Origin of the sequence: Salmonella enterica subsp. enterica serovar Typhimurium str. LT2, from assembly GCF_000006945.2 — a bacterium.
GTDB lineage: Bacteria > Pseudomonadota > Gammaproteobacteria > Enterobacterales > Enterobacteriaceae > Salmonella > Salmonella enterica.
Genome location: NC_003197.2, coordinates 2551523 through 2571265 on the forward strand (window position 1 = coordinate 2551523; position 19743 = coordinate 2571265).

General features: G+C 55.6%; 21 protein-coding genes and 20 other annotated features. Of the genes, 4 read left to right on the plus strand and 17 right to left on the minus strand.

Annotated features, from left to right (window positions below; all coding sequences use genetic code 11):
• Positions 1 to 127 precede the first annotated feature (127 nt).
• The 10 genes from cysM to STM2449 all read right to left on the minus strand — a co-directional run bounded on the left by cysM (position 128) and on the right by STM2449 (position 8708).
• Positions 128 to 1047, minus strand: a protein-coding gene (gene cysM / locus STM2440; protein ID NP_461375.1) for a cysteine synthase B. Within the gene, positions 128 to 1039 belong to an annotated coding region; the region does not span the whole gene.
• Positions 1042 to 1047 (minus strand) — a ribosome-binding site (putative RBS for cysM; RegulonDB:STMS1H002560). It overlaps the preceding gene by 6 nt.
• Positions 1048 to 1106: 59 nt before the next feature.
• Positions 1107 to 2217, minus strand: a protein-coding gene (cysA, locus tag STM2441; protein ID NP_461376.1) for a sulfate permease A protein. Within the gene, positions 1107 to 2204 belong to an annotated coding region; the region does not span the whole gene.
• The gene (cysW, locus tag STM2442) for a thiosulfate permease W protein (RefSeq protein ID NP_461377.1) occupies positions 2194 to 3074 on the minus strand. Within the gene, positions 2194 to 3069 belong to an annotated coding region; the region does not span the whole gene. The genes cysA and cysW overlap by 24 nt, the downstream gene beginning before the upstream one ends.
• Positions 2212 to 2217 (minus strand) — a ribosome-binding site (putative RBS for cysA; RegulonDB:STMS1H002561). (Overlaps the previous gene by 6 nt.)
• Positions 3069 to 3074: a ribosome-binding site (putative RBS for cysW; RegulonDB:STMS1H002562), on the minus strand. It lies within the gene cysW.
• Positions 3069 to 3916 (minus strand): thiosulfate transport protein gene (cysU, locus tag STM2443; RefSeq protein ID NP_461378.1). Within the gene, positions 3069 to 3902 belong to an annotated coding region; the region does not span the whole gene. The genes cysW and cysU overlap by 6 nt, the downstream gene beginning before the upstream one ends.
• Positions 3902 to 5024 (minus strand): thiosulfate transport protein gene (gene cysP, locus STM2444; protein NP_461379.1). Within the gene, positions 3902 to 4918 belong to an annotated coding region; the region does not span the whole gene. The genes cysU and cysP overlap by 15 nt, the downstream gene beginning before the upstream one ends.
• Positions 3911 to 3916 (minus strand) — a ribosome-binding site (putative RBS for cysU; RegulonDB:STMS1H002563). It overlaps the preceding gene by 6 nt.
• Positions 4924 to 4929: a ribosome-binding site (putative RBS for cysP; RegulonDB:STMS1H002564), on the minus strand.
• Positions 5000 to 5008, minus strand: a -10 signal (putative -10_signal for cysP; RegulonDB:STMLTH004547).
• Positions 5016 to 5024 (minus strand) — a -35 signal (putative -35_signal for cysP; RegulonDB:STMLTH004547).
• 51 nt (positions 5025 to 5075) lie before the next feature.
• Positions 5076 to 5882, minus strand: a protein-coding gene (ucpA, locus tag STM2445; protein ID NP_461380.1) for a putative oxidoreductase. Within the gene, positions 5076 to 5867 belong to an annotated coding region; the region does not span the whole gene.
• Positions 5877 to 5882 (minus strand) — a ribosome-binding site (putative RBS for ucpA; RegulonDB:STMS1H002565). Its footprint overlaps the gene before it by 6 nt.
• A gap of 222 nt (positions 5883 to 6104) precedes the next feature.
• Positions 6105 to 7015 (minus strand): putative iron-dependent peroxidase gene (locus STM2446; protein NP_461381.1). Within the gene, positions 6105 to 7004 belong to an annotated coding region; the region does not span the whole gene.
• Positions 7010 to 7015 (minus strand) — a ribosome-binding site (putative RBS for STM2446; RegulonDB:STMS1H002566). (Overlaps the previous gene by 6 nt.)
• 83 nt (positions 7016 to 7098) lie before the next feature.
• Positions 7099 to 7685 (minus strand): putative outer membrane lipoprotein gene (locus STM2447; RefSeq protein ID NP_461382.1). Within the gene, positions 7099 to 7674 belong to an annotated coding region; the region does not span the whole gene.
• Positions 7680 to 7685 (minus strand) — a ribosome-binding site (putative RBS for STM2447; RegulonDB:STMS1H002567). It overlaps the preceding gene by 6 nt.
• A 50-nt stretch (positions 7686 to 7735) precedes the next feature.
• Positions 7736 to 8185, minus strand: a complete 450-nt coding sequence (yfeZ, locus tag STM2448; protein NP_461383.1) for a putative inner membrane protein — start codon at positions 8183 to 8185, stop codon at positions 7736 to 7738.
• Complete coding sequence (locus STM2449; protein ID NP_461384.3) at positions 8172 to 8708, minus strand: putative acetyltransferase; 537 nt, start codon at positions 8706 to 8708, stop codon at positions 8172 to 8174. The genes yfeZ and STM2449 overlap by 14 nt, the downstream gene beginning before the upstream one ends.
• A gap of 93 nt (positions 8709 to 8801) precedes the next feature.
• Positions 8802 to 8807, plus strand: a ribosome-binding site (putative RBS for amiA; RegulonDB:STMS1H002568).
• Between STM2449 and amiA the strand changes: the two genes are divergently transcribed.
• From amiA to STM2453, 4 genes are all read left to right on the plus strand, one after another.
• Positions 8802 to 9679, plus strand: a protein-coding gene (amiA, locus tag STM2450; protein NP_461385.1) for an N-acetylmuramoyl-l-alanine amidase I. Within the gene, positions 8810 to 9679 belong to an annotated coding region; the region does not span the whole gene. (Overlaps the previous feature by 6 nt.)
• Positions 9673 to 9678: a ribosome-binding site (putative RBS for hemF; RegulonDB:STMS1H002569), on the plus strand. It overlaps the preceding gene by 6 nt.
• Positions 9673 to 10581, plus strand: a protein-coding gene (gene hemF, locus STM2451) for a coproporphyrinogen III oxidase (protein ID NP_461386.1). Within the gene, positions 9682 to 10581 belong to an annotated coding region; the region does not span the whole gene. The genes amiA and hemF overlap by 7 nt, the downstream gene beginning before the upstream one ends.
• A gap of 20 nt (positions 10582 to 10601) precedes the next feature.
• Positions 10602 to 10931 carry a putative inner membrane protein gene (locus STM2452; RefSeq protein NP_461387.1) on the plus strand — a complete coding sequence of 110 codons (330 nt, stop codon included), beginning with the start codon at positions 10602 to 10604 and terminating at the stop codon, positions 10929 to 10931.
• A gap of 121 nt (positions 10932 to 11052) precedes the next feature.
• Positions 11053 to 11058: a ribosome-binding site (putative RBS for STM2453; RegulonDB:STMS1H002570), on the plus strand.
• The gene (locus tag STM2453) for a putative cytoplasmic protein (RefSeq protein NP_461388.1) occupies positions 11053 to 12337 on the plus strand. Within the gene, positions 11060 to 12337 belong to an annotated coding region; the region does not span the whole gene. Its footprint overlaps the feature before it by 6 nt.
• 199 nt (positions 12338 to 12536) lie before the next feature.
• Here the strand turns inward: STM2453 and eutR are convergent.
• The 7 genes from eutR to eutH all read right to left on the minus strand — a co-directional run bounded on the left by eutR (position 12537) and on the right by eutH (position 19742).
• Positions 12537 to 13604 (minus strand): putative regulator ethanolamine operon gene (eutR, locus tag STM2454; protein NP_461389.1). Within the gene, positions 12537 to 13589 belong to an annotated coding region; the region does not span the whole gene.
• Positions 13599 to 13604 (minus strand) — a ribosome-binding site (putative RBS for eutR; RegulonDB:STMS1H002571). (Overlaps the previous gene by 6 nt.)
• A gap of 32 nt (positions 13605 to 13636) precedes the next feature.
• Positions 13637 to 14144 (minus strand): putative carboxysome structural protein gene (eutK, locus tag STM2455; protein ID NP_461390.1). Within the gene, positions 13637 to 14131 belong to an annotated coding region; the region does not span the whole gene.
• Positions 14139 to 14144 (minus strand) — a ribosome-binding site (putative RBS for eutK; RegulonDB:STMS1H002572). It overlaps the preceding gene by 6 nt.
• Positions 14144 to 14814, minus strand: a protein-coding gene (gene eutL / locus STM2456) for a putative carboxysome structural protein (RefSeq protein ID NP_461391.1). Within the gene, positions 14144 to 14803 belong to an annotated coding region; the region does not span the whole gene. Before eutL ends, eutK begins: the two co-directional genes overlap by 1 nt.
• Positions 14809 to 14814: a ribosome-binding site (putative RBS for eutL; RegulonDB:STMS1H002573), on the minus strand. Its footprint overlaps the gene before it by 6 nt.
• Positions 14813 to 15723 (minus strand): ethanolamine ammonia-lyase, light chain gene (gene eutC, locus STM2457; protein ID NP_461392.1). Within the gene, positions 14813 to 15709 belong to an annotated coding region; the region does not span the whole gene. The genes eutL and eutC overlap by 2 nt, the downstream gene beginning before the upstream one ends.
• Positions 15718 to 15723: a ribosome-binding site (putative RBS for eutC; RegulonDB:STMS1H002574), on the minus strand. Its footprint overlaps the gene before it by 6 nt.
• Before the next feature lie 4 nt (positions 15724 to 15727).
• The gene (eutB, locus tag STM2458) for an ethanolamine ammonia-lyase, heavy chain (protein NP_461393.1) occupies positions 15728 to 17102 on the minus strand. Within the gene, positions 15728 to 17089 belong to an annotated coding region; the region does not span the whole gene.
• Positions 17097 to 17102: a ribosome-binding site (putative RBS for eutB; RegulonDB:STMS1H002575), on the minus strand. (Overlaps the previous gene by 6 nt.)
• Positions 17101 to 18518, minus strand: a protein-coding gene (gene eutA / locus STM2459) for a CPPZ-55 prophage protein (RefSeq protein NP_461394.1). Within the gene, positions 17101 to 18504 belong to an annotated coding region; the region does not span the whole gene. The genes eutB and eutA overlap by 2 nt, the downstream gene beginning before the upstream one ends.
• Positions 18501 to 19742, minus strand: a protein-coding gene (gene eutH, locus STM2460) for a putative transport protein (protein ID NP_461395.1). Within the gene, positions 18501 to 19727 belong to an annotated coding region; the region does not span the whole gene. Before eutH ends, eutA begins: the two co-directional genes overlap by 18 nt.
• Positions 18513 to 18518 (minus strand) — a ribosome-binding site (putative RBS for eutA; RegulonDB:STMS1H002576). It overlaps the preceding gene by 6 nt.
• Positions 19737 to 19742: a ribosome-binding site (putative RBS for eutH; RegulonDB:STMS1H002577), on the minus strand. It lies within the gene eutH.
• Position 19743: the final 1 nt, after the last annotated feature.

Below are 19743 nucleotides of genomic sequence, written 5' to 3' on the forward strand. Positions count from 1 at the left end.
CAACAGACGAGCTTTTATTATAAAAGGCGGCGGTAATGCGCTGGCGCACATAGAAAATCGGCAGGATATTCCCGCTTGTCAAAGGCGCCGTTGCCTGTGTTTATCCCAATCAGCTGAACTCATTAGTTTAAATCCCTGCCCCCTGGCTGAAATGCTCTTCACCAAACACGCCGGTCGAAAGGTAACGGTCGCCGCGATCGCAGATGATCGCCACCACTATCGCGCCGGGCGTGGCTCGTGCGACGCGTAACGCGCCCGCTACCGCGCCGCCGGAACTCACGCCGCAGAAAATGCCTTCACGAACGGCCAGTTCACGCATGGTGTTTTCGGCATCATTCTGATGAATATCCAGCACCTCATCTACCAGCGAGGCGTTAAAAATGCCCGGCATATATTCCGCAGGCCAGCGTCGAATGCCCGGAATACTGCTGCCCTCTTCCGGCTGTAGGCCAACGATGGTGACCGGTTTTTCCTGCTCGCGCAGAAAACGCGACACGCCGGTAATGGTGCCGGTCGTGCCCATGCTGGAGACAAAATGGGTGATGCGACCTGACGTTTGCCGCCAGATTTCCGGGCCGGTGGTCGTGTAGTGGGCGTAGGGATTATCAGGATTATTAAACTGATCGAGCAGTTTGCCCTCGCCTCGTTCAGACATAGCGAGCGCTAAATCGCGCGCCCCTTCCATTCCCTGCTCTTTAGTGACCAGAATCAGTTCCGCGCCATAGGCCCGCATTGCCGCCCGACGCTCCTGACTCATGTTGTCTGGCATCAACAGCTTCATGCGATAACCTTTCAGCGCGGCGATCATCGCCAGCGCAATGCCAGTGTTGCCGCTGGTCGCTTCAATCAGGACATCGCCCGGTTTAATTTCCCCGCGCTTTTCCGCCTCGACAATCATCGATAGCGCCGCGCGATCTTTCACCGATCCTGCCGGATTATTGCCTTCCAGCTTGACCCAGATTTCACTGCCGTTATCCGGCCCCAGACGTTGTAATTTGACCAGCGGCGTATTGCCGATGGTTTGTTCTAATGTATTCACGTTTTCAGCTCGTAAAAAAGCCCGGTATGCGTAGCGCCACCGAGCGATAACTATACAAATTAACCTATCAGGCCGATTGCGCCAGAGCAAGTTCCTCTTCACGCGTTTCAATACGCTGGTCGCCGTTATACAGACGCGCTTTTTGCAGTCCAACAAACAAACGCTCGCCGCGAACCGGAACATCCTCACCCGCCATCACCACCGTCAGCGGATCGTGATACCACCCCAGCGGCTGTACCACTAACTGTGTATAGTGACCTTTCGGGCTGGCCTCAATGACCTGTACTGGTAGAGGAGAATCCAGGCTGGTGCGGCGGCTAATATCCACCTCCCACGGACGCAGGAACAGATCGACCGGCCCCTGGTACGCGGGCGTATAACCCAGCGGCCAGCGATGCGCGCCAACGTGAAACTGCCCGCCGCGGACGGTGCCTGTCAGGCGGTTCACCTCGCCCATAAACTCCAGTACGAAGCGGGTTGCCGGTTCACGCCACACCCGATCCGGCGCATCAGCCTGTTCGATATTGCCCTGACTCATCACCACCACCCGATCCGCCACTTCCGTCGCCTCTTCCTGATCGTGGGTGACAAAGACGCTGGTGAATTTCAGTTCTTCATGTAGCTGGCGCAACCAGCGACGTAACTCTTTACGTACCTGGGCATCCAGCGCGCCAAAGGGTTCATCCAGCAGTAGAATTTGCGGTTCCACGGCAAGCGCGCGCGCCAGCGCCACGCGCTGTTTTTGTCCGCCGGAAAGCTGGGCGGGGAAGCGATCCGCGAGGTGCGCCAGTTGCACCATCTCCAGCAATTGCGTCACTTTCGTTTTAATCGCCGCCGCAGTTGGGCGGTCGCGTCGCGGCAGCACCGTCAGGCCAAAAGCGATGTTGTCAAACACCGTCATATGGCGAAACAGCGCATAGTGCTGAAACACAAAACCGACTTTACGCTCACGCGCGTGCAGGCGGCTAACGTCCGTACCGTGGAAACGAATATGACCGCTGGACTGATGCTCCAGCCCGGCAATAATGCGCAGCAGCGTCGTTTTGCCGGAACCTGACGGCCCCAACAAGGCAACCATCTGGCCGGAAGGAATATCCAGCGAGATATCATTCAGTACCTGAGTGCGACCAAAGGATTTCTTAATTCTGGCGATCTCAATGCTCATGATTTTCCTCCTGTTGCGCGCGTTTTTCCTGATTCTCCAGACGCCATTGCAACATGCTCTTCAAAAACAGGGTAATAATCGCCATTAGCGTCAACAATGCGGCGGCGGTAAAGGAGCCGACGGTGTTGTAGTCCTGCTCCAGTAATTCAATCTGTAACGGTAGCGATAACGTTTCGCCGCGAATCGAGCCGGACACCACCGACACCGCGCCAAACTCGCCAATCGCGCGGGCGTTGGTTAACACCACGCCGTAGAGTAGCGCCCAGCGAATATTCGGCAACGTCACGCGGCGAAACATTTGCCAGCCGGATGCGCCCAGTAAAATCGCCGCCTCATCTTCCTGACTGCCCTGGCTGAGCATCACTGGCACCAGTTCGCGCACCACAAACGGGCAGGTGACAAAAATAGTGACCAGTACCATCCCCGGCCAGGAGAACATCATTTGCAAATTATGCTCATCCAGCCAGCCGCCCAACGGGCCGTTGGAACCATAAAACAGCAGATAAACCAGACCGGCCACCACCGGCGAGACGGCAAAGGGAATATCCAGCAGGGTCAGCAGTAGCTGACGTCCGGGGAAGTTAAAGCGCGTCACCAGCCACGCCAGCAGAATGCCGAACACCAGATTCACCGGCACTGCGATCAAGGCAATCAACACCGTCAGCCAGATGGCGTGCAGCATGTCCGGATCGGCCAGATTTTGCAGTACCGGCATTAACCCTTTGCTGAACGCCTGCACGAAGATGTAAATCATCGGCACCAGCAGGATAAACGCCGAAACCAGCATCCCGACGCCAATCAGAAACCATTTTCCCCAGTTAATGCGGGGGACGTCGTATCGCTTCAATTGAGTCACTTCCGCCATTAATGACCTACCACACGTCGACCAAAGCGACTTTGCAAGGTATTGATAGAGAACAGCAGCAGCAAGGATGCCGCAAGGATCACCGAGGCAATGGCGCTAGCGGCCGGGTAATCAAACTCCTGCAAGCGCACAAAAATCATCAGCGAGGTCACTTCTGTTTTCCAGGCGATATTTCCGGCGATAAAAATCACCGCGCCAAACTCGCCCAGGCTACGGGTAAAAGAGAGCGCCACGCCGGCAATCAGCGCAGGCGACAGCTCAGGCAGCACGACTTTGCGAAAACTTTGCAGCCGGGTGGCCCCCAGCGTTTGCGCCGCTTCTTCATATTCCGGCCCCAGCTCTTCCAGTACCGGCTGGACGGTGCGCACCACAAATGGAATACTGGTAAAGGCCATCGCCACCGCAATACCGAGCCAGGTATAGGTCACTTTGATATCAAACTGCGCAAGAAACTGACCGTAGAAACCGTTCACTGAGAACAGCGAGGCCAGCGTTAACCCCGCTACCGCTGTCGGCAGCGCAAACGGCAGATCCATCAGCGCATCCAGCAACGTGCGCCCTGGAAAACGGTAGCGGGTTAAAATCCACGCCATCAGCAGGCCAAACACGCCATTAAAAATCGACGCTACAAATGCCGCCAGTAGCGTCACTTTATAGGCAGCCACCACCTGAGGGTTGGTCACGACATCCCAGTATTGCGCCCAGCTCATCTGTGAGAGCTGCATCACCAGCGCGCTCAACGGCAACAGTAGGATCAGGCAGACAAACAGCAAACTGGTGCCGAGGCTTAACGTAAAGCCGGGCAGCACGCGTCGGGAAGAAACGGCAAGCATTACTTACGCCCCGCCGCCAACAGTTTGTCCAGCTCGCCGCCGCTGGCAAAGTGCGTTTTCATCACTTCCGGCCAGGAACCAAACTTTTCTTCCACGCGGAACAGTTCGGTCTGCGGGAATTTATCTGCTTGCTTGCCCATGATTTCCGGGTTATTCACGCGGTAGTAGTAATGGGTGATGATGGTCTGCGCCTGCGGGCTATACAGCCAGTTCAGGTAAGCTTTGGCGGCTTTTTCTGTGCCGTTGGCCTGCACGTTTTTATCCACCCAGGCAACCGGGAATTCAGCAAGAATGTTCGTTTTCGGGATCACCACTTCAAATCCCTGGGCTTCATATTGTTTGCGGATATTGTTCACTTCCGACTCAAAACTAATCAGCACATCGCCCAGACCACGCTCGGCAAAGGTAGTCGTAGCGCCGCGACCGCCGGTATCAAACACTTCGACGTTTTTCAGGAACTGGGTCATAAACTGTTCGGTTTTGGCTTTATCGCCGCCGTCCGCGTTATCCGCCGCGCCCCATGCCGCCAGATACGTGTAACGGGCGTTGCCGGAGGTTTTCGGGTTAGGGAAAATCAGCTTCACGTCGGAACGTACAAGATCGCTCCAGTCGTGAATATTTTTCGGGTTTCCCTTGCGCACCAGGAAACCCATCGTGGAATAGAATGGCGAACTGTTGTTCGGCAGACGGCTTTGCCAGTCGGCAGGGATCAGTTTGCCTTTATCATGAAGAATCTGTACGTCGGTCACCTGATTGTAGGTGACGACGTCTGCCTTCAGTCCCTGCAAAATCGCCAGCGCCTGTTTTGATGACCCGGCATGAGACTGCTTAATCGTCAGCTTATCGCCGCCGTTATCCTTCGCCCATTGTTGCTCAAACGGCGGGTTAAGGGCGGCAAACAGCTCGCGGGAGACATCGTATGAGCTGTTCAGCAGCTCCGTTGCCTGCGCCTGCCCTGCCAGTAACAGCATTGCTGCCAGCGTCAGGGGTCTCTTTTTCAGTAAGTTAACGGCCATTGCGCACCCTTATAAATTTAATGACTTTCTTATGGTCATCATATTTATAACCAGCGCTAAAGGAGTAACGGTTTTATATACCGTTTGATGATTTGAAAGTTGAAAAGGGAATAAGAGAATCCCTCCCCACGCGGCGTGAGGAGGAGACCGGCATCAATCAGACGCCTACGCTTACGCTTTCAGGCAGGGTACTGCCGCCATCAATGACGTTTTGCGTTCCGGTAAGATAGCTGGACTCATCGGAAGCCAGAAATGCCGCCAGTTCCCCTACTTCCAGCGGATCGGCAAGGCGGCGTAGCGGAATGGCTTTTGCCATTTCCGTTAATACCGATTCCGGATCGTCAGGGTTAGACTGACGGGCAATGCTTTCCGCCATCGGCGTTCTTACATAACCGGGGCAAATGGCATTCACACGAATACCGGACTGCGCATACTCTACCGCCAGCGATTTGGTTAAACCGACAATGGCGGCTTTTGACAGCGCATAGGCCGTTTCACCCGGGTCCGCCACCATATCTCCCGTGACGGAAGACATCATCACAATGCGGCCATCTTTACGTTTAATCATCTCCGGCAGGACGGCTTTGGTGACGTTCCAGACACCTTTAATATTAATATCAATGTGGAAATCGCGATCTTCTTCACTCATATCGAGGAAGTTGCCCAGACGGCACACGCCAGCGTTATTCACCAAAATATCAATTCTACCTTCAGTCTCTTTGGCGCGCGCAACCGCCGCCTGCACCGAAGCAAAATCTCTGACGTCAGCCTTAACGGCAGTGCAGCGATGCCCGCGCCCGCCCAGCTCATCCGCCAGTTTTTCAATCTCATCGGAGATATCCAGCAAGATTAAGTTCGCGCCGTGGCGTGCGAATACGCGAGCGATCCCTTCGCCAATGCCCTGCGATGCGCCCGTAATCAATGCTGTCTTGCCCGTGAGTTTACCCATTTTCAATGTCTCCTTTTGAATATGGAGTCTTACACTCCATTAACACTGAAAATACAGTAATAACAAATAAGTGCTGAGGAATAGCTCACTAATTCAGGTAAATATTAGGTAAAAAAATCCCCGCGGAGGCGGGGATGGGCATTTTTATGCTGTTCTGCCTGATGGCGCTGCGCTTATCAGGCCTACCAATCGTAGGTCGAATAAAGCGTTTGCGCTGCCATCCGACAGGGTTTTACCTTATAGCGCTAACAGGCGATCCAGCGACGGCGCAAAATAGTAGCCGCCAGTCACCGGTTTGGTGAAGCGCAGCATCGCGTCGCGTTTACCGTCGGTATCGCCGAACATACTCAGAAGCTGCTGTTCGATATTGTGCAGACGTGCGCAGTAAGCGCAGAAATAGAGACCATGAGTACCGCTGGCGGTGCCGTATGGCAGGCTCTGGCGCACAATCTTCAGCCCTTTGCCATCTTCTTTGAGATCGACGCGGCTCAGGTGAGATGTTGCCGGACGCGCATCGCCGTCAATCTCTTCATTGGCTTCTTTGGTACGCCCGATCATCATCTCCTGATCGTGAATACTCATCCGGTTAAGTTGCTTGAGATTGTGTTCCCAACGCTGCACGAACACATAACTGCCGCCGGCATCCACGCCATCTTTGATCACCGCCACTTCACGGCGCGTCTCTTCGCCCGCCGGGTTCTCTGTCCCGTCGACAAAGCCGCTCAGATCGCGTTCTTCCACCCAACGGAAACCGTGAACTTCTTCTTTCACGTCGATACAGTCGCCGAAGGCTTCCATCGCCGCCTGGGCAACAGAAAAATTCACATCGTGGCGCAGGGAAAGGATATGGATCAGCACGTCATACTGCGTGGCCGGTGCCAGCCCTTTACCATAAGGAATAAAATCTTTCAGTTCTTCCGCCCCGACGCCGCCACTCAGGGCACGCCAGGTATTGTTGCCAAACGCCACAACGGCCCCAAGATGGGCGTCCGGAAATTTGACTTCGAAGGTCGCCAGTTTATCGGCAAATGTTCTGCTGGCCGCGCGCAGGGCGTCCAGGTCGCCTTTCACATTGGCTTCAATCCAAATTGCCGCACGGCAATGTTCCGGCAAAATGCCACTTTGAACCTGAGACATGATTCCTCCTGAAAATGAGAATGCCACGCAGTCGTGGCATTAATGGAGGCTATTTTACCTTGTTTTTAAGCGAAGCGGTTTGTTCAGGCGCAAATTAACGACGCCAGATAATTTTGCGCACGTCCCAGTTTTTTAAGACGTCATCAGGAGGCATTAAGCCTTCCGGTCCGCTCCACTCGCCGGAGAAAACATAGCTAATATGCTGACTTCCCTCGGCTTTACATTCGACGCTGGTATGGCTATCGCTGGAAACCGGCTCGCAGTGACCAAACGCTTTGCTGTAAAGGTCGCTAAACGGCGTACCGATTTTGCCCCCCGCGGCGGTTGGGATATCGCTGTCCAGCACATCAATACGGCTCACGGTTCCCTGCTCGCCGTTGATCACCATCGCGACACTGTCGCCCTTCATCGCTTCGAAAAAGCGCACCACGTTGCCGTTATCGGTTTTCATACCGCTACGCAGGCGATAATCGCCATCTAATGCCTCTGCAATAGCCGGCTCTTCCAGCGGCGTGGCGGCGGTCAGCGCTCCCACGCCTTGCTCAGTGACTTCTGTCGAGGAACCAAACCAGTTCCATGGATTTGCGGCAGACCAGTTGACCGAGGAGAGCGTCGAGCAGCCGGTCACCGCCAGCGGCAGTGCGAGTAAAGTCAAACGCAGCGATTTCATCTCACTTCCTTTCTTTTATTAATTAACGTTGGTTGGAGTGCGGGTTCGCCAAAAAGTGCCGTTATTCTTTCTCAAGGGAAAAACAGGCACGCAAACGTTGATTGGTTAACAGCCAGATCAGCGCGACGATGTCCGCCAGCAGCAGCGCCAGCCCGACGCCGTTGACCGGGTCGCCACCCAGCCACATCACCGGCAGCCAGCACAACGACACCAGTTGAGCAAGGATCAGGAGTCCGCGCAGCCAGCGCCACACACCAGGAACCGCGTCACGCCGCCCGCTGAGTAAAAATGCCACTACCGCCGGAACGCCGGGCAACAGCCCCAGCCAAAAATTGTCATGGTCGGGATAAAAAAAGTTTAACAAAGTATTACCCTGTCCACGGGATGAACCGGCAATGACAAAGAGTACCCAGGCGCGCGCCTGAAGTAGCAGTACGCACCAGAACAGAAACGGCAGGCGTAAACGTCCGTGTACATCATAATCGGCTGGATGAAACTCAGTACTCTTCATCTTCAATCAGGCGTTTACCCAAACTTAGGGCGTCAGAATGCTCATACCCCAGACGTTCATACATGCCCAGCACAACGTCGTTATCATCGCGCACCATAATTTGGATTTTCGGACACCCGCGAGCGATGAGTTTTTTTTCCAGCCGGTTAAGCAACGCATTCGCAATGCCGCGCCCGCGGAACTCCGGGTGAACGCCCAGGTAATACGCCGAGCCGCGATGCCCGTCATAACCGCCCATTACCGTACCGACGACTTCGCCGCTAACTTCCGCAACGAGGAACAAGCTGACATCGTGATTCACCTTGCGTTCAATATCCATTTCAGGATCGTTCCATGGACGCAGCAGGTCGCAACGCTCCCAGAGGGTGATCACCTCTTCGAAATCTTCCTGGCGAAAAACGCGTATTTCCATGGTATTCGTTGCCTTTTCGGGTGGAAAAACCAAGATTATGGCGCAAACATCTGATTCAGCCAATATCTGACGCGATGTAGCGGAAAAAATGGCATAATGGCGATGTGTCACGTATTGAAATGAAAAGTAAAACAATTCTCATCACCAACCGTCGTAACGGATTACGCGATACGATATAACATCTTGAACTTAATTTTCACAACTCAGGCCGTATGAGCACTTTTAAACTCCTAAAAACTCTCACATCGCGCCGCCAGGTACTCAAAACAGGTCTGGCGGCCCTGACGCTGTCAGGTATGTCGCACGCAGTAGCCAAAGAAGAAACGCTAAAAACCAGTAATGGTCACAGCAAACCCAAAACCAAAAAAACCGGCAGTAAACGGTTGGTGATGCTCGACCCCGGACACGGCGGCATCGATACCGGCGCGATTGGCCGCAACGGTTCTCAGGAAAAACACGTCGTACTGGCAATTGCCAAAAACGTGCGCGCTATTTTGCGAAATCACGGAATCGATGCGCGTTTAACCCGGACAGGGGATACTTTTATTCCGCTGTACGATCGGGTGGAAATCGCCCATAAGCACGGCGCGGATCTGTTTATGTCCATTCATGCCGATGGTTTTACCAATCCGAAAGCAGCGGGCGCTTCCGTTTTTGCGCTTTCCAACCGCGGGGCCAGTAGCGCCATGGCGAAGTATCTCTCCGAGCGTGAAAACCGCGCGGACGAAGTGGCGGGTAAAAAAGCCACTGACCGGGATCATCTATTACAACAAGTTTTGTTTGATCTGGTGCAAACCGATACGATTAAAAACAGTCTGACGCTGGGTTCGCATATTCTCAAGAAAATCAAACCTATACATAAATTACACAGCCGCACTACCGAACAAGCGGCTTTCGTGGTGCTAAAATCACCGTCAATTCCGTCGGTGCTGGTCGAAACCTCGTTTATTACCAATCCGGAAGAAGAACGCCTGCTGGGCACGACGGCGTTTCGCCAGAAAATCGCTACGGCGATCGCCAACGGCATCATCAGTTATTTTCACTGGTTTGATAATCAGAAAGCACACACGAAGAAACGGTAATCATGAAACCCGATGCACATCACGTAAAACAGTTTCTGCTACGCCTGCAGGATGATATTTGCCAAACGTTATCCGCTGTGGATGGCGCAAACTTTGTCGAAGATAGCTGGCGACGCGAAGCGGGCGGCGGCGGACGCAGCCGGGTATTACGCAACGGCGGGATTTTCGAACAGGCGGGCGTTAATTTCTCTCACGTTCACGGCGATGCAATGCCCGCGTCCGCCACCGCGCATCGGCCAGAACTCGCCGGGCGTAGCTTCGAAGCGATGGGCGTATCGCTGGTGGTGCATCCGCACAATCCGTATATTCCCACCAGCCATGCTAACGTGCGCTTTTTTATTGCCGAAAAACCGGGCGCCGATCCGGTATGGTGGTTTGGCGGCGGGTTCGATTTAACGCCCTACTACGGCTTTGAAGAGGATGCCGTTCACTGGCACCGCACCGCCCGCGACCTGTGCCAGCCGTTTGGTGACGATGTGTATCCGCGTTATAAAAAGTGGTGCGACGACTACTTTTTTCTCAAACACCGCAACGAGCAGCGCGGCGTTGGCGGCCTGTTTTTTGACGATTTGAATACGCCGGATTTCGACCACTGCTTCGACTTTATGCAGGCGGTCGGCAACGGTTACACCCGGGCGTATTTACCGATTGTCGAACGACGCAAAGCGATGGTCTGGGGCGAGCGGGAGCGTAATTTTCAACTTTATCGCCGCGGTCGCTACGTGGAGTTCAATCTGGTGTGGGACAGAGGCACCCTGTTTGGTCTGCAAACCGGCGGGCGCACTGAATCTATCCTGATGTCGATGCCGCCGCTGGTGCGCTGGGAGTACGACTGGCAGCCAGAAGCGGGTAGCCCGGAAGCGGCGCTGAGCGAGTTTATTCAGGTACGCGACTGGATTTAACTTATTTATAAAGTAAAACAATGCAAACAAATACACGGAAAGTAGTAACCAGTGACGCCAAATGGCATCCCCATCTGGGTATAAGTTTTATTGGCTGCCTGCTTGCCATTACACTAGAAATATATTTTGAAGAAAGAATATTCATCCCTCATAGCGGAGGGGTGAGCTTCGGTCTGATCGTGCTTCTGGTTATCAATATGGTGACCATCCCTGTGGTCATGGCCCTGATAGCATTACTCTGCTTTATTATTCATATTCCGCGTAAAAGCGTTAACTGTATCTTGCTATGCCTACTGTCATGTATTTTGACGATAGCCGGTTTGTTTATCGCCTATCCGGTTGGCCGTTGAATAAAAGCAGGCTCGTAGAAATAAACGAGTTCATTGTAGATAAAGAATTCGGATAACCGCCCGCTGCCGTTATCATTAGTAAAACAGTACAGTAAGCACTCGTAGAATTTGCAGTGGAGCACTACCGCATGGACGAGCGTATTCCTTGTAAAAACCCGCAATGCTCACACTTCATCCTGCCAGCAACGGCTGCCCGCACGGAGGGCTATTGTATGCCCTGCGTCCAGGCGCGCTATCGGCAAGTGCAGGAAGAATATATCCGGAAAAACAGAAAAACGATCGACGCGTTCAGTGGCATTACCAACCCTGTTGAAATGCTTAAACTCGTTCATGAACCCCGGGAACACGATCCGTTAATCGAGTGGATTCCCTGCCCCATTCCGACCGATGAGCTTTACAAAAAGCTCTCCGATGATGAAAGCCGCGACATGGTCGATTATGCAGAAGAATTATTTGATTCCGGATGGCAGGAGGAAGCTCAGGAAATTGCGCTGTGCCTGGCGGCATTTACCCAGGCCAATCTGGATAATTTCCTGCGCCAGGTAATAAATGAAGAAGAACTGGAGCTCTCTTCACCCCTACCTTTTCACCGTGCGCCGCCTGACGTACGCGACGCGCTTTTGCAGAAGGTGGAAACCGATGACGAAAACCGTGACGGCATTCTTTGTGCCCTGGCCTGGATTGGCGATGAGGTTGTCGTTGAGCATTTTAACCGCTGGCGCCAGGAACCACCTGCGTGGAGTGCTTCACTTCATATCCTCCCTCATCGCTATGCTCACCAGGCGGGATGGGAGCTCACTGAAAATGGCCGCAGGCGCGATCTTTACTTTACGCAATGTACCCATCTGGTAAAACAGGCACCTGAACAGCCGGCCGTTTTTCGCGCCGTTGCAGAATATGGTGAAAACTGCCCACACTGTTCCCTGCCGCTAATCAATCTGTTTGAGGTTGCGCCGAGCGCCGTCGGCCTAAGCACGCAGGGTTGGCCCGGTCAAATTCGTATTCTGACCTGTCAGTGTTGTACGGCATATAACACCGTTTTCGCCACCGTCGATCCACAAGGCCAGCCGCGATGGTACGAAAAAAATGCGCTCTCGACGCTGGCGGTGGAGAATTCCGCTGACTGGATAACGCTACCGCTTGATGTTCTGCACCCCGGGGAATCCCGTTTGCCGCTATTCGCTGCTGAAATATTTTTACCCACCACCTTCTCACAGCTCGGCGGCCATCCCGCATGGGTTCAGGATACAGACTATCCTACGTGCCCAACGTGCGCGCAAACGATGATGTTTCTTGCGCAGCTAAGCTATGAAGATATCGAGGAAGAGGAATATGCGGAAGGAATGCTTTACGGGTTTATCTGCCCCTCCTGCCAAACAACGGCAACGTCTTATCAGCAAACATAAACGCTCATCCTCATGATCTGATGACAAAACTGTTTTGCACGTTGTGCGCGCGCTTCCCCGGAGGCGGCGCTGGCGCGCCTTGTCCGGGCTACCAACCACAGACAGCAGCGAATCCGTAGGCCCGGTAAGGCGCCAGCTGCCACCGGGCAATTCCCGACACGCGCACGTTATCAGCAACCGGAGAGCCTCCCCATCAATATCAAGCCCATTGCCGCATCCGTTGATGCAGCGTCAACGACGGTTTTTCGGCAAATAATTGCTGATAATCGGTGGCAAATTGCCCCAGATGCCAGAATCCCCACTGCATCGCGGCATCTTTGACCGTGGCGCTCTGCGACCACGGGCTAATCAGTTCCCGGCGTACTGCGTTTAAGCGAATACGTTTCAGCCACGCATTGGGGCCAATGCCCAAAATGGCGTGAAACGCATTTTGCAGCGTGCGACGGCTTACGTGTAGCTGGTTACATAAGTCGAGCACCGTCAGCGGCTCCGACATATTTTCCAGCACATATTCCCGCGCCCGCGACAGTAGCCTACGATATCCCTGATGGCTGATGCTTTCGGCGCTATGAATCGGCTTCGCCTCTTCCAGCATCGTGCCCATCGCCAGCAATAAATTATCACTCAAGACCTTACGCACCGCAGGTTGATGCAGAGTTTCAGGACTCTCGCTGAAGGTGGCCAGCGCCTGCTGCACAAAGCCCCACAGCGCTGCTTTATGCTGCTCTTTTACCTCCAGCGCTAGCTGGTTACGCAGCATATGCAGCACCCTTTCCGGGTTATGCAAAAACGTGGCCTGACGGGAAATAACATCTTCCGAGATAACGACGCCCAGAATGGTGTAATCATCCGGCGTGCTCAGTTCAAACTCGGTGCCTCCCGGTCGGGTGGCAATCTCGGCGCTGCCGAGCCCCTGCGCGCCGATAAATCCCTGTTCGCCGCGCGTCGCCGGAATACCAAACCAGAAAGAGTTTGGCCAAACCAGACACGACTGACGCAGCGCCAGGCCGGTGTATTCACGGAACACCTGAATCTCATCAAGCAGGATTTCCGTGAACTCGCCATGAAATTTACCCGGGTGTAACTGATCGTAGATCTGCTGCCAGGCGGTGATAGTCAGAGCATGTTCATAGACATCCGTCGTCCGTCGCTGATGAACATTGTCCACCTCGACTCTGGGCGTAAGTTTAACGTCTTCGGGTAACGCTTCATGATAAAGATGGTGCAAATTCGCTGTACGGGTCTTTTTCATGATCTTCTATGCCGGACGCCCGCCAGGACGCCCGGCCCTCCGACAGATTAATTTTTGATGCGATAGCGACTACTGCGTTTACGCAACGCTCCGTCAGAAAAGAGTTGTTCCAGCACGTTTCTGGCCTGCTCCAGCGGCCAGCCAAAATGCGCGGCAACCTCTCCCGCCGTCATTCCCTGGCGTACTGATGCCAGCAGCGCCAATAACGCCTCAGCGAACTCAGGCGTTGCGGGTACCTGGGGTGCTTTCTCAGTCGGCGTTGTCGCACGCGCAAACCCGCCAATCAGCCACTGGGTGTCCTCTTCCGGACGACCAATTTCTTTGCGACTAATCACACGGCCTGTGCGCTGCGCGGCAGCGCTTCCGGCATCCAGCGCCGCACGACACGCCGCCAGATCGCCCTCCACCACCAGCGTGAGCCTGCCAGGGTCGAGCACTTGATGACTGAGCAAACGCACGTTGGCCGCTTTCAGCATAGCATCCGCCGCATCGACGGCGGCGACCATTCCGTCCACTTCCAGTAATCCCAGGGCATTGATCATTGGCAGCCTCCGTTACGCACGCTGGACAGGGTTACGGGCGATATCCAGCACGGCGTCGGTAAAGGCGTTGCAGGCGGCTTTACACGCGGCCTGGCTTCCCGTTAAGAACGCGGCCGAATAGTTGGTTTCCGACGGCGGCGGCACGTAAGTCACCAGCTGAACGTCAGCGGATTTCATCGCCGCGTCAATGCCGAATGTCGCTTCCAGCGGCGGCGCCACCAGGTAGGCCATTGGATCGCCCAGCGCGATACCTGCGGTAGACGAGAGGTACGAGCCGGTACGCGAAACCACATGCGCCAGGAATGCGGTATTTTCCGCATCGTTCGCCCACTGGAACGCCGCGCCGTTTTCAATGCTGGCGACCATTGCATCCAGACCGGCGCGCACTTCCGCCGGGTTCGGTCCGCCCAGCATAATCAACACCTCACCAGCGGTAGGCGACGGCCCGTGAGCCGCCCCGGCATAGAGGGAGCGGCCATAGACCACTTCCACCATCGCCTGTTTTGTCGCTTCGTCAGCGGCAATATAGGTCACATCATCAGAATCTGCCGTGATGAGTCCGAGACTACGTATATGTGGCGGTAATTTAAGTTCCCGCGCAAAGCCGTCATTCACGGAGGCAATCACGCGCATGGCAGTCACTGAAGGTCGAATTAAATCTAATGCAGGCATGATGTCTCCTTAACGGGTCATGTTGATGCCGGACGCTTTCTGCTCCAGCATCCGTTTGGCCAAATCCACAATCACGGCGGCGGCTTCTACTGGCGGCGTCCCCCCCTGATGAATGTTTGAAATACAGGTTCTGTCGGCCTCGACGGTGGTCGCCACGCGCGGGGAATAGACCGCGTAGCAGGAAAGGCTTTCCGACTGCCCCAGCCCCGGACGTTCGCCTACCAGCAGGATGACGACCTTCGCGCCGAGAATTTCGCCAATCTGATCTTCAATCTTCACACGGCCATAGCGCACAAAGAACGGCGTGCCGACGTTCAGCCCGGCCTGCTTCAGACCGGCAAGCAACGGCGGCAGGATCTCTTCATAGTTGGCGGTGATCGCATCCGTAGAGAGGCCATCGGAGACCACTACCTGCACATCCGGGTTCATCACGCACTGTGACTTCAGCGCGTCAATGGCTTCCGGGCTCAGGCGACGCCCCATATCCGGGCGCGTCAGGTACAGGTTTTTGTCGCTGATCTCCGAACGCACTTCCAGCAGCCCTTGCGCTTTTACCCACTCTTCCGGCACTTCTTTGAGCACGGTATCTTTCGAACGGGAGTGATCCGCCAGGAAGCGCAACAGCGCCTGGGTGCGCGGACGCGGCCCGGCACGCCCCGTACAGACGCGTGCCGCAGTACTGCGACGCAGTTCGGTCAGCACGTCCGCACGATGTGGGTTCTCGACGCCAATCCAGGCTTTTGCCTCCGCGGAACCTAAATCCAGCGCGCAGCTTTCGGTCACCGTCGGCGCGGCGCACTGCGGCTTTGCGCCTTCCTGCGTTGACGGCGCGGCGGGCTGCGGTACGTCCTGTCCCATTGACGCCATCACGCTACGTACAATTTCTTCAATCTGTTTTTGATCCATGGTGTTATCCCCGCGTCATCAGAAGAACAGTGACGGATCGCCCGCCCGTTTGGTCAGACGACCGTTTGCCATAATGCCCATCGTTTCCAGCCAGCGTTCAAACTCCGGCGACGGCCGTAAATTCAGCAACTGACGGACGGTGGCGGTATCGTGGAAAGCGGTGGTCTGGTAGTTGAGCATGATGTCGTCGCCGAGCGGCATCCCCATGATGTAGTTACAGCCGGCAGTGGCGAGCAGAATCATCAGGTTTTCGTTAAGGTTCTGGTCGGCGTCGGCATGGTTGGTATAGCAGCAGTCGCAGCCCATCGAGATGCCGCTCAGCTTGCCCATAAAGTGATCTTCGAGACCGGCGCGGATAATCTGCCTGTCGTTGTAGAGATACTCCGGCCCGATAAAGCCCACCACGGTGTTCACCAGGAACGGATCGTAGTGGCGCGCCAGCCCGTAGTTACGCGCTTCCATCGTCACCTGGTCGGCACCAAAGTTCGCGCCTGCGGAGAGCGCAGACCCTTGCCCGGTTTCAAAGTACAGGCAGTTTTCCCCGGCGATGCGGTTGAACTCCGCCCCCACAGCCCGCGCTTCGTCGAGCATGGCCAGCTCGACGCCGAACTCTTTTAAGCCCTTCTCGCTGCCGCAAATGCTCTGGAAAATCAGTCCGCCCGGCGCGCCGCGACGAATCGCTTCGATCTGGGTGGTGACGTGCGCCAGCACGCAGCCCTGGGTCGGAATATTGAATTTATCGATAACGCCGTAAACGGTGTCGAGCACGCGGGTCAGGTTCTCCACGTCATCGGTCACCGGGTTAACGCCGATCACCGCATCGCCTGCGCCGAAAGAAAGCCCTTCGTAGATTTGCGCGGCGATACTCTGTACATCGTCACGGGTATCGTTCGGCTGCAAACGGCAGCTAAAGGTGCCCGGAATACCGATGGTGGTATTGGCTTTTTTGATCACCGGCATTTTCTTGCCGCCGTAGATCAGGTCAGCGTTGGAGCAGATTTTCGCTACTGCCGCCACCACTTCGGAGGTCAGGCCTTTGCGGGTAAACGCGATGTCGTCCACGGAGGTTTCATCGCTCAGCACGTATTCACGCAGTTCGCTGATGCTCCAGTTTTTAATCCGGTTATAGGCCGTTTCGTTGACGTCGTCCTGAATCAGGCGCGTCACGCAGTCCTCTTCATAGGCAATCACCGGATTGTTGCGGATATCCGCCACCGTCATTTCCGACAGTACCTGTTTTGCCGCTACGCGCTCCTGCGAACTTGCCGCGGCAACCCCGGCCAGCACATCCCCCGAACGCAGTTCGTTGGCTTTAGCCAGTACCTCTTTTACATCCTTAAACTGATAAACATTGCCGAACAATGTGGTCTTTAGTTTCATAAGTCGTTCCCTCAGGAAGGAAATGCGAGTGATTTCACCGTCACCGGCACAACCGATCCGCCAAAAAGAGGCGTACCAATGTCGATATAGTCTCCCGCCCGCACGACCACCTCATCGATGACCGCCAGCGGAAGTTGCGGTAACTGTGGGCGCAATAACATGCCCAGCGCTTTACCAAAATCCTGCTCGGCCACCACCAGCAGGGGATGTGGATTGGGATAACGCGCGACAAAAGCCGTCAGCGCGTTGATGACCGTGAGTAATGCGGCGTAACGCACCGGAAGCGTGGCGGGAAGCGCCAGCACGTAAGCGTCGGTTTGCGGGTCGAGATCAAGCTGGAGAAGCGCCTGCCGCCAGGCGTTCACCAGATCGGCGTCATCCTGCGGGATCGCCACCGGCAGGTTGCGCAGCGGCAGTTGGACGTCTTCCAGCCAGATAGTACTGCCGGAAAGCGAGAGCGTATGGGCCCCCGCGCCAATCACCGTGGCGCGCACGGTTTGCGCCGGAAACTGCACGTTCATCTCGCGCAGACGCGGGTGCTCATGCAGCGCGGTCGCCAGCAGCGGCCCGATATCAGAAAAGCAGAACGGATCGGCAGGTTGGTTGCGGTAGCATTCACCTACCCCACCGGAAAGGGTGATCACCTCCGGCGTAATATCGGCGGGCAGCAGCCCGGTTTGCATCAGCGATTGCGCCAGCGGCGAGAGCGCGCCAGTGATAACCTCGACGATGAGATCCGCCATCCGCCGCGCCACCTGTCCCAACTGTGCGGCAGCTAAGGCGCGAGCATCAGTACCCGAACCGAACACCTCATCGATAATCATCTGCCCCGGCTGATGGGCATAAACCACGCGCCCCTGAGCATCGGTTTCCAGCAGGCGACCACCGACGTTAAGGCAGGCGGTGCCGCTGACTTTTCCCGCGTCAAACAGCGCGTAGTTAGACGTGCCGCCGCCGATATCAATATTCAGCACCCGGCACATCCGCTGCTCAGACAAGCTTTGCGCTCCGGCGCCGTGACCGGCAATGACCGATTCCAGATGCGGCCCGGCGCTGGCGACCACAAAGTCGCCCAGCGACTGCGAGAGCGCCATGACCGCCGGACGGGCGTTGCGGGTTTTGGCGCTTTCGCCGGTGATAATGATAGCCCCTGAGTCCACCGATTCAGGCGCGATGCCTGCGGCCTGATACTGGGCCAGAATCAGCGCTTTAAGTTCTACCTCTTTCAGACCGCCCTGCTTATCCACGGGCGTAAAGAAGACCGGGCTTTGCCAGCTAATGTCGCGTTTGATGAATTCGTAGCGCGGCACCTGCGACACCGCCGCACGGTTAACCAACTCCAGGCGCGAGAAGATCACCTGCGTGGTGGTGGTGCCGATATCGATACCGACGCTCAGTAGCTGGCGAGTGTTCACGATTGCGCCTCCGCTTCGGTTTTCACCTGGGCGGCGTCATCTTTCGGCACCAGCATCATCGCCACGCCAATCGCCGTCACGCCGCCGATCAGCTTGCCGACAATCATCGGGAAGATCATGGCGTTCATGTTGGCAGCGGCGAAGCCTAAATGGTCGCCCAGCGCGAACGCCGCAGAGACGGCAAATGCGCAGTTAATCACTTTGCCGCGGGTATCCATCTGCTTCATCATGCCGAACATGGGGATATTGTTCGCCAGGGTCGCCACCATGCCTGCCGCCGCAATATTATTGACGTTCAGCAGTTTACCGACATTCATCAACGGTTTTTCAAACCAGCGGGTCAGTAACAGCACCATCGGATACGCGCCAAGCAGCACGCAGGAGATAGAGCCGATCACTTCAATGGCGCGCATCACTTCGCCGGGTTTGTCGCCTGGCGCCATAAAGATCGGGTCGAGTCCCGGAATCAACTCCCAACCCAACAGGAATTTAACCACCGCAGCTGCCAGACCGATGGTGATCAGCGCTACCAGAAATTTGGCGAAGATCTGGAAACCGTTGATCATTTTTTCCGGGATGAACTTCAGCCCCAGCGCTACCAGCACCGCGACGATCAATACCGGGATCATGTTCATCAGGATCAGCGCGAAGGTAAACTCCACTGGCTGACCATTGATCTGCACACCTGAGTACATGGCGATCAGTCCCCCCGCAATGCAGCCAATGGGAATGGTGACGATACCCGCCAGTACGCCAAGCGCCAGGTAGCGGCGGTCAGACGGTTCGATAATGCCGAGCGCCACCGGAATGGAGAACACAATGGTCGGCCCCATCATCGACCCAAGTATTAACCCTGAGTATAGCCACGCCGCGACATCACCGCCGGCCAGCTCTTTGGCGAGGAAGAATCCGCCCATATCACAGGCCAGCAGCGTACCCGCGAACATGGATGGGTTCGCGCCCAGCATTTCGTATACCGGGATAATAACCGGCCCCAGTACATGCGCCAGCACCGGCGCCAGCGCGGTCATACCGACCATCGCCAGCCCCAGCGCGCCCATCGCCATAAAGCCCTCTTCAAACTGGCCGCCAGACCCCTCGATACTCTTGCCGAATTTACCGAGGAAGCGCGCCGACCCGCCGAACTGCGACAGGATTCTGTCCACGGCGGCAATCAGCATAAAGAACATCATGATGTACATGATGATTTCGTTAATTCCCATAGCCCCTACTCCCTGT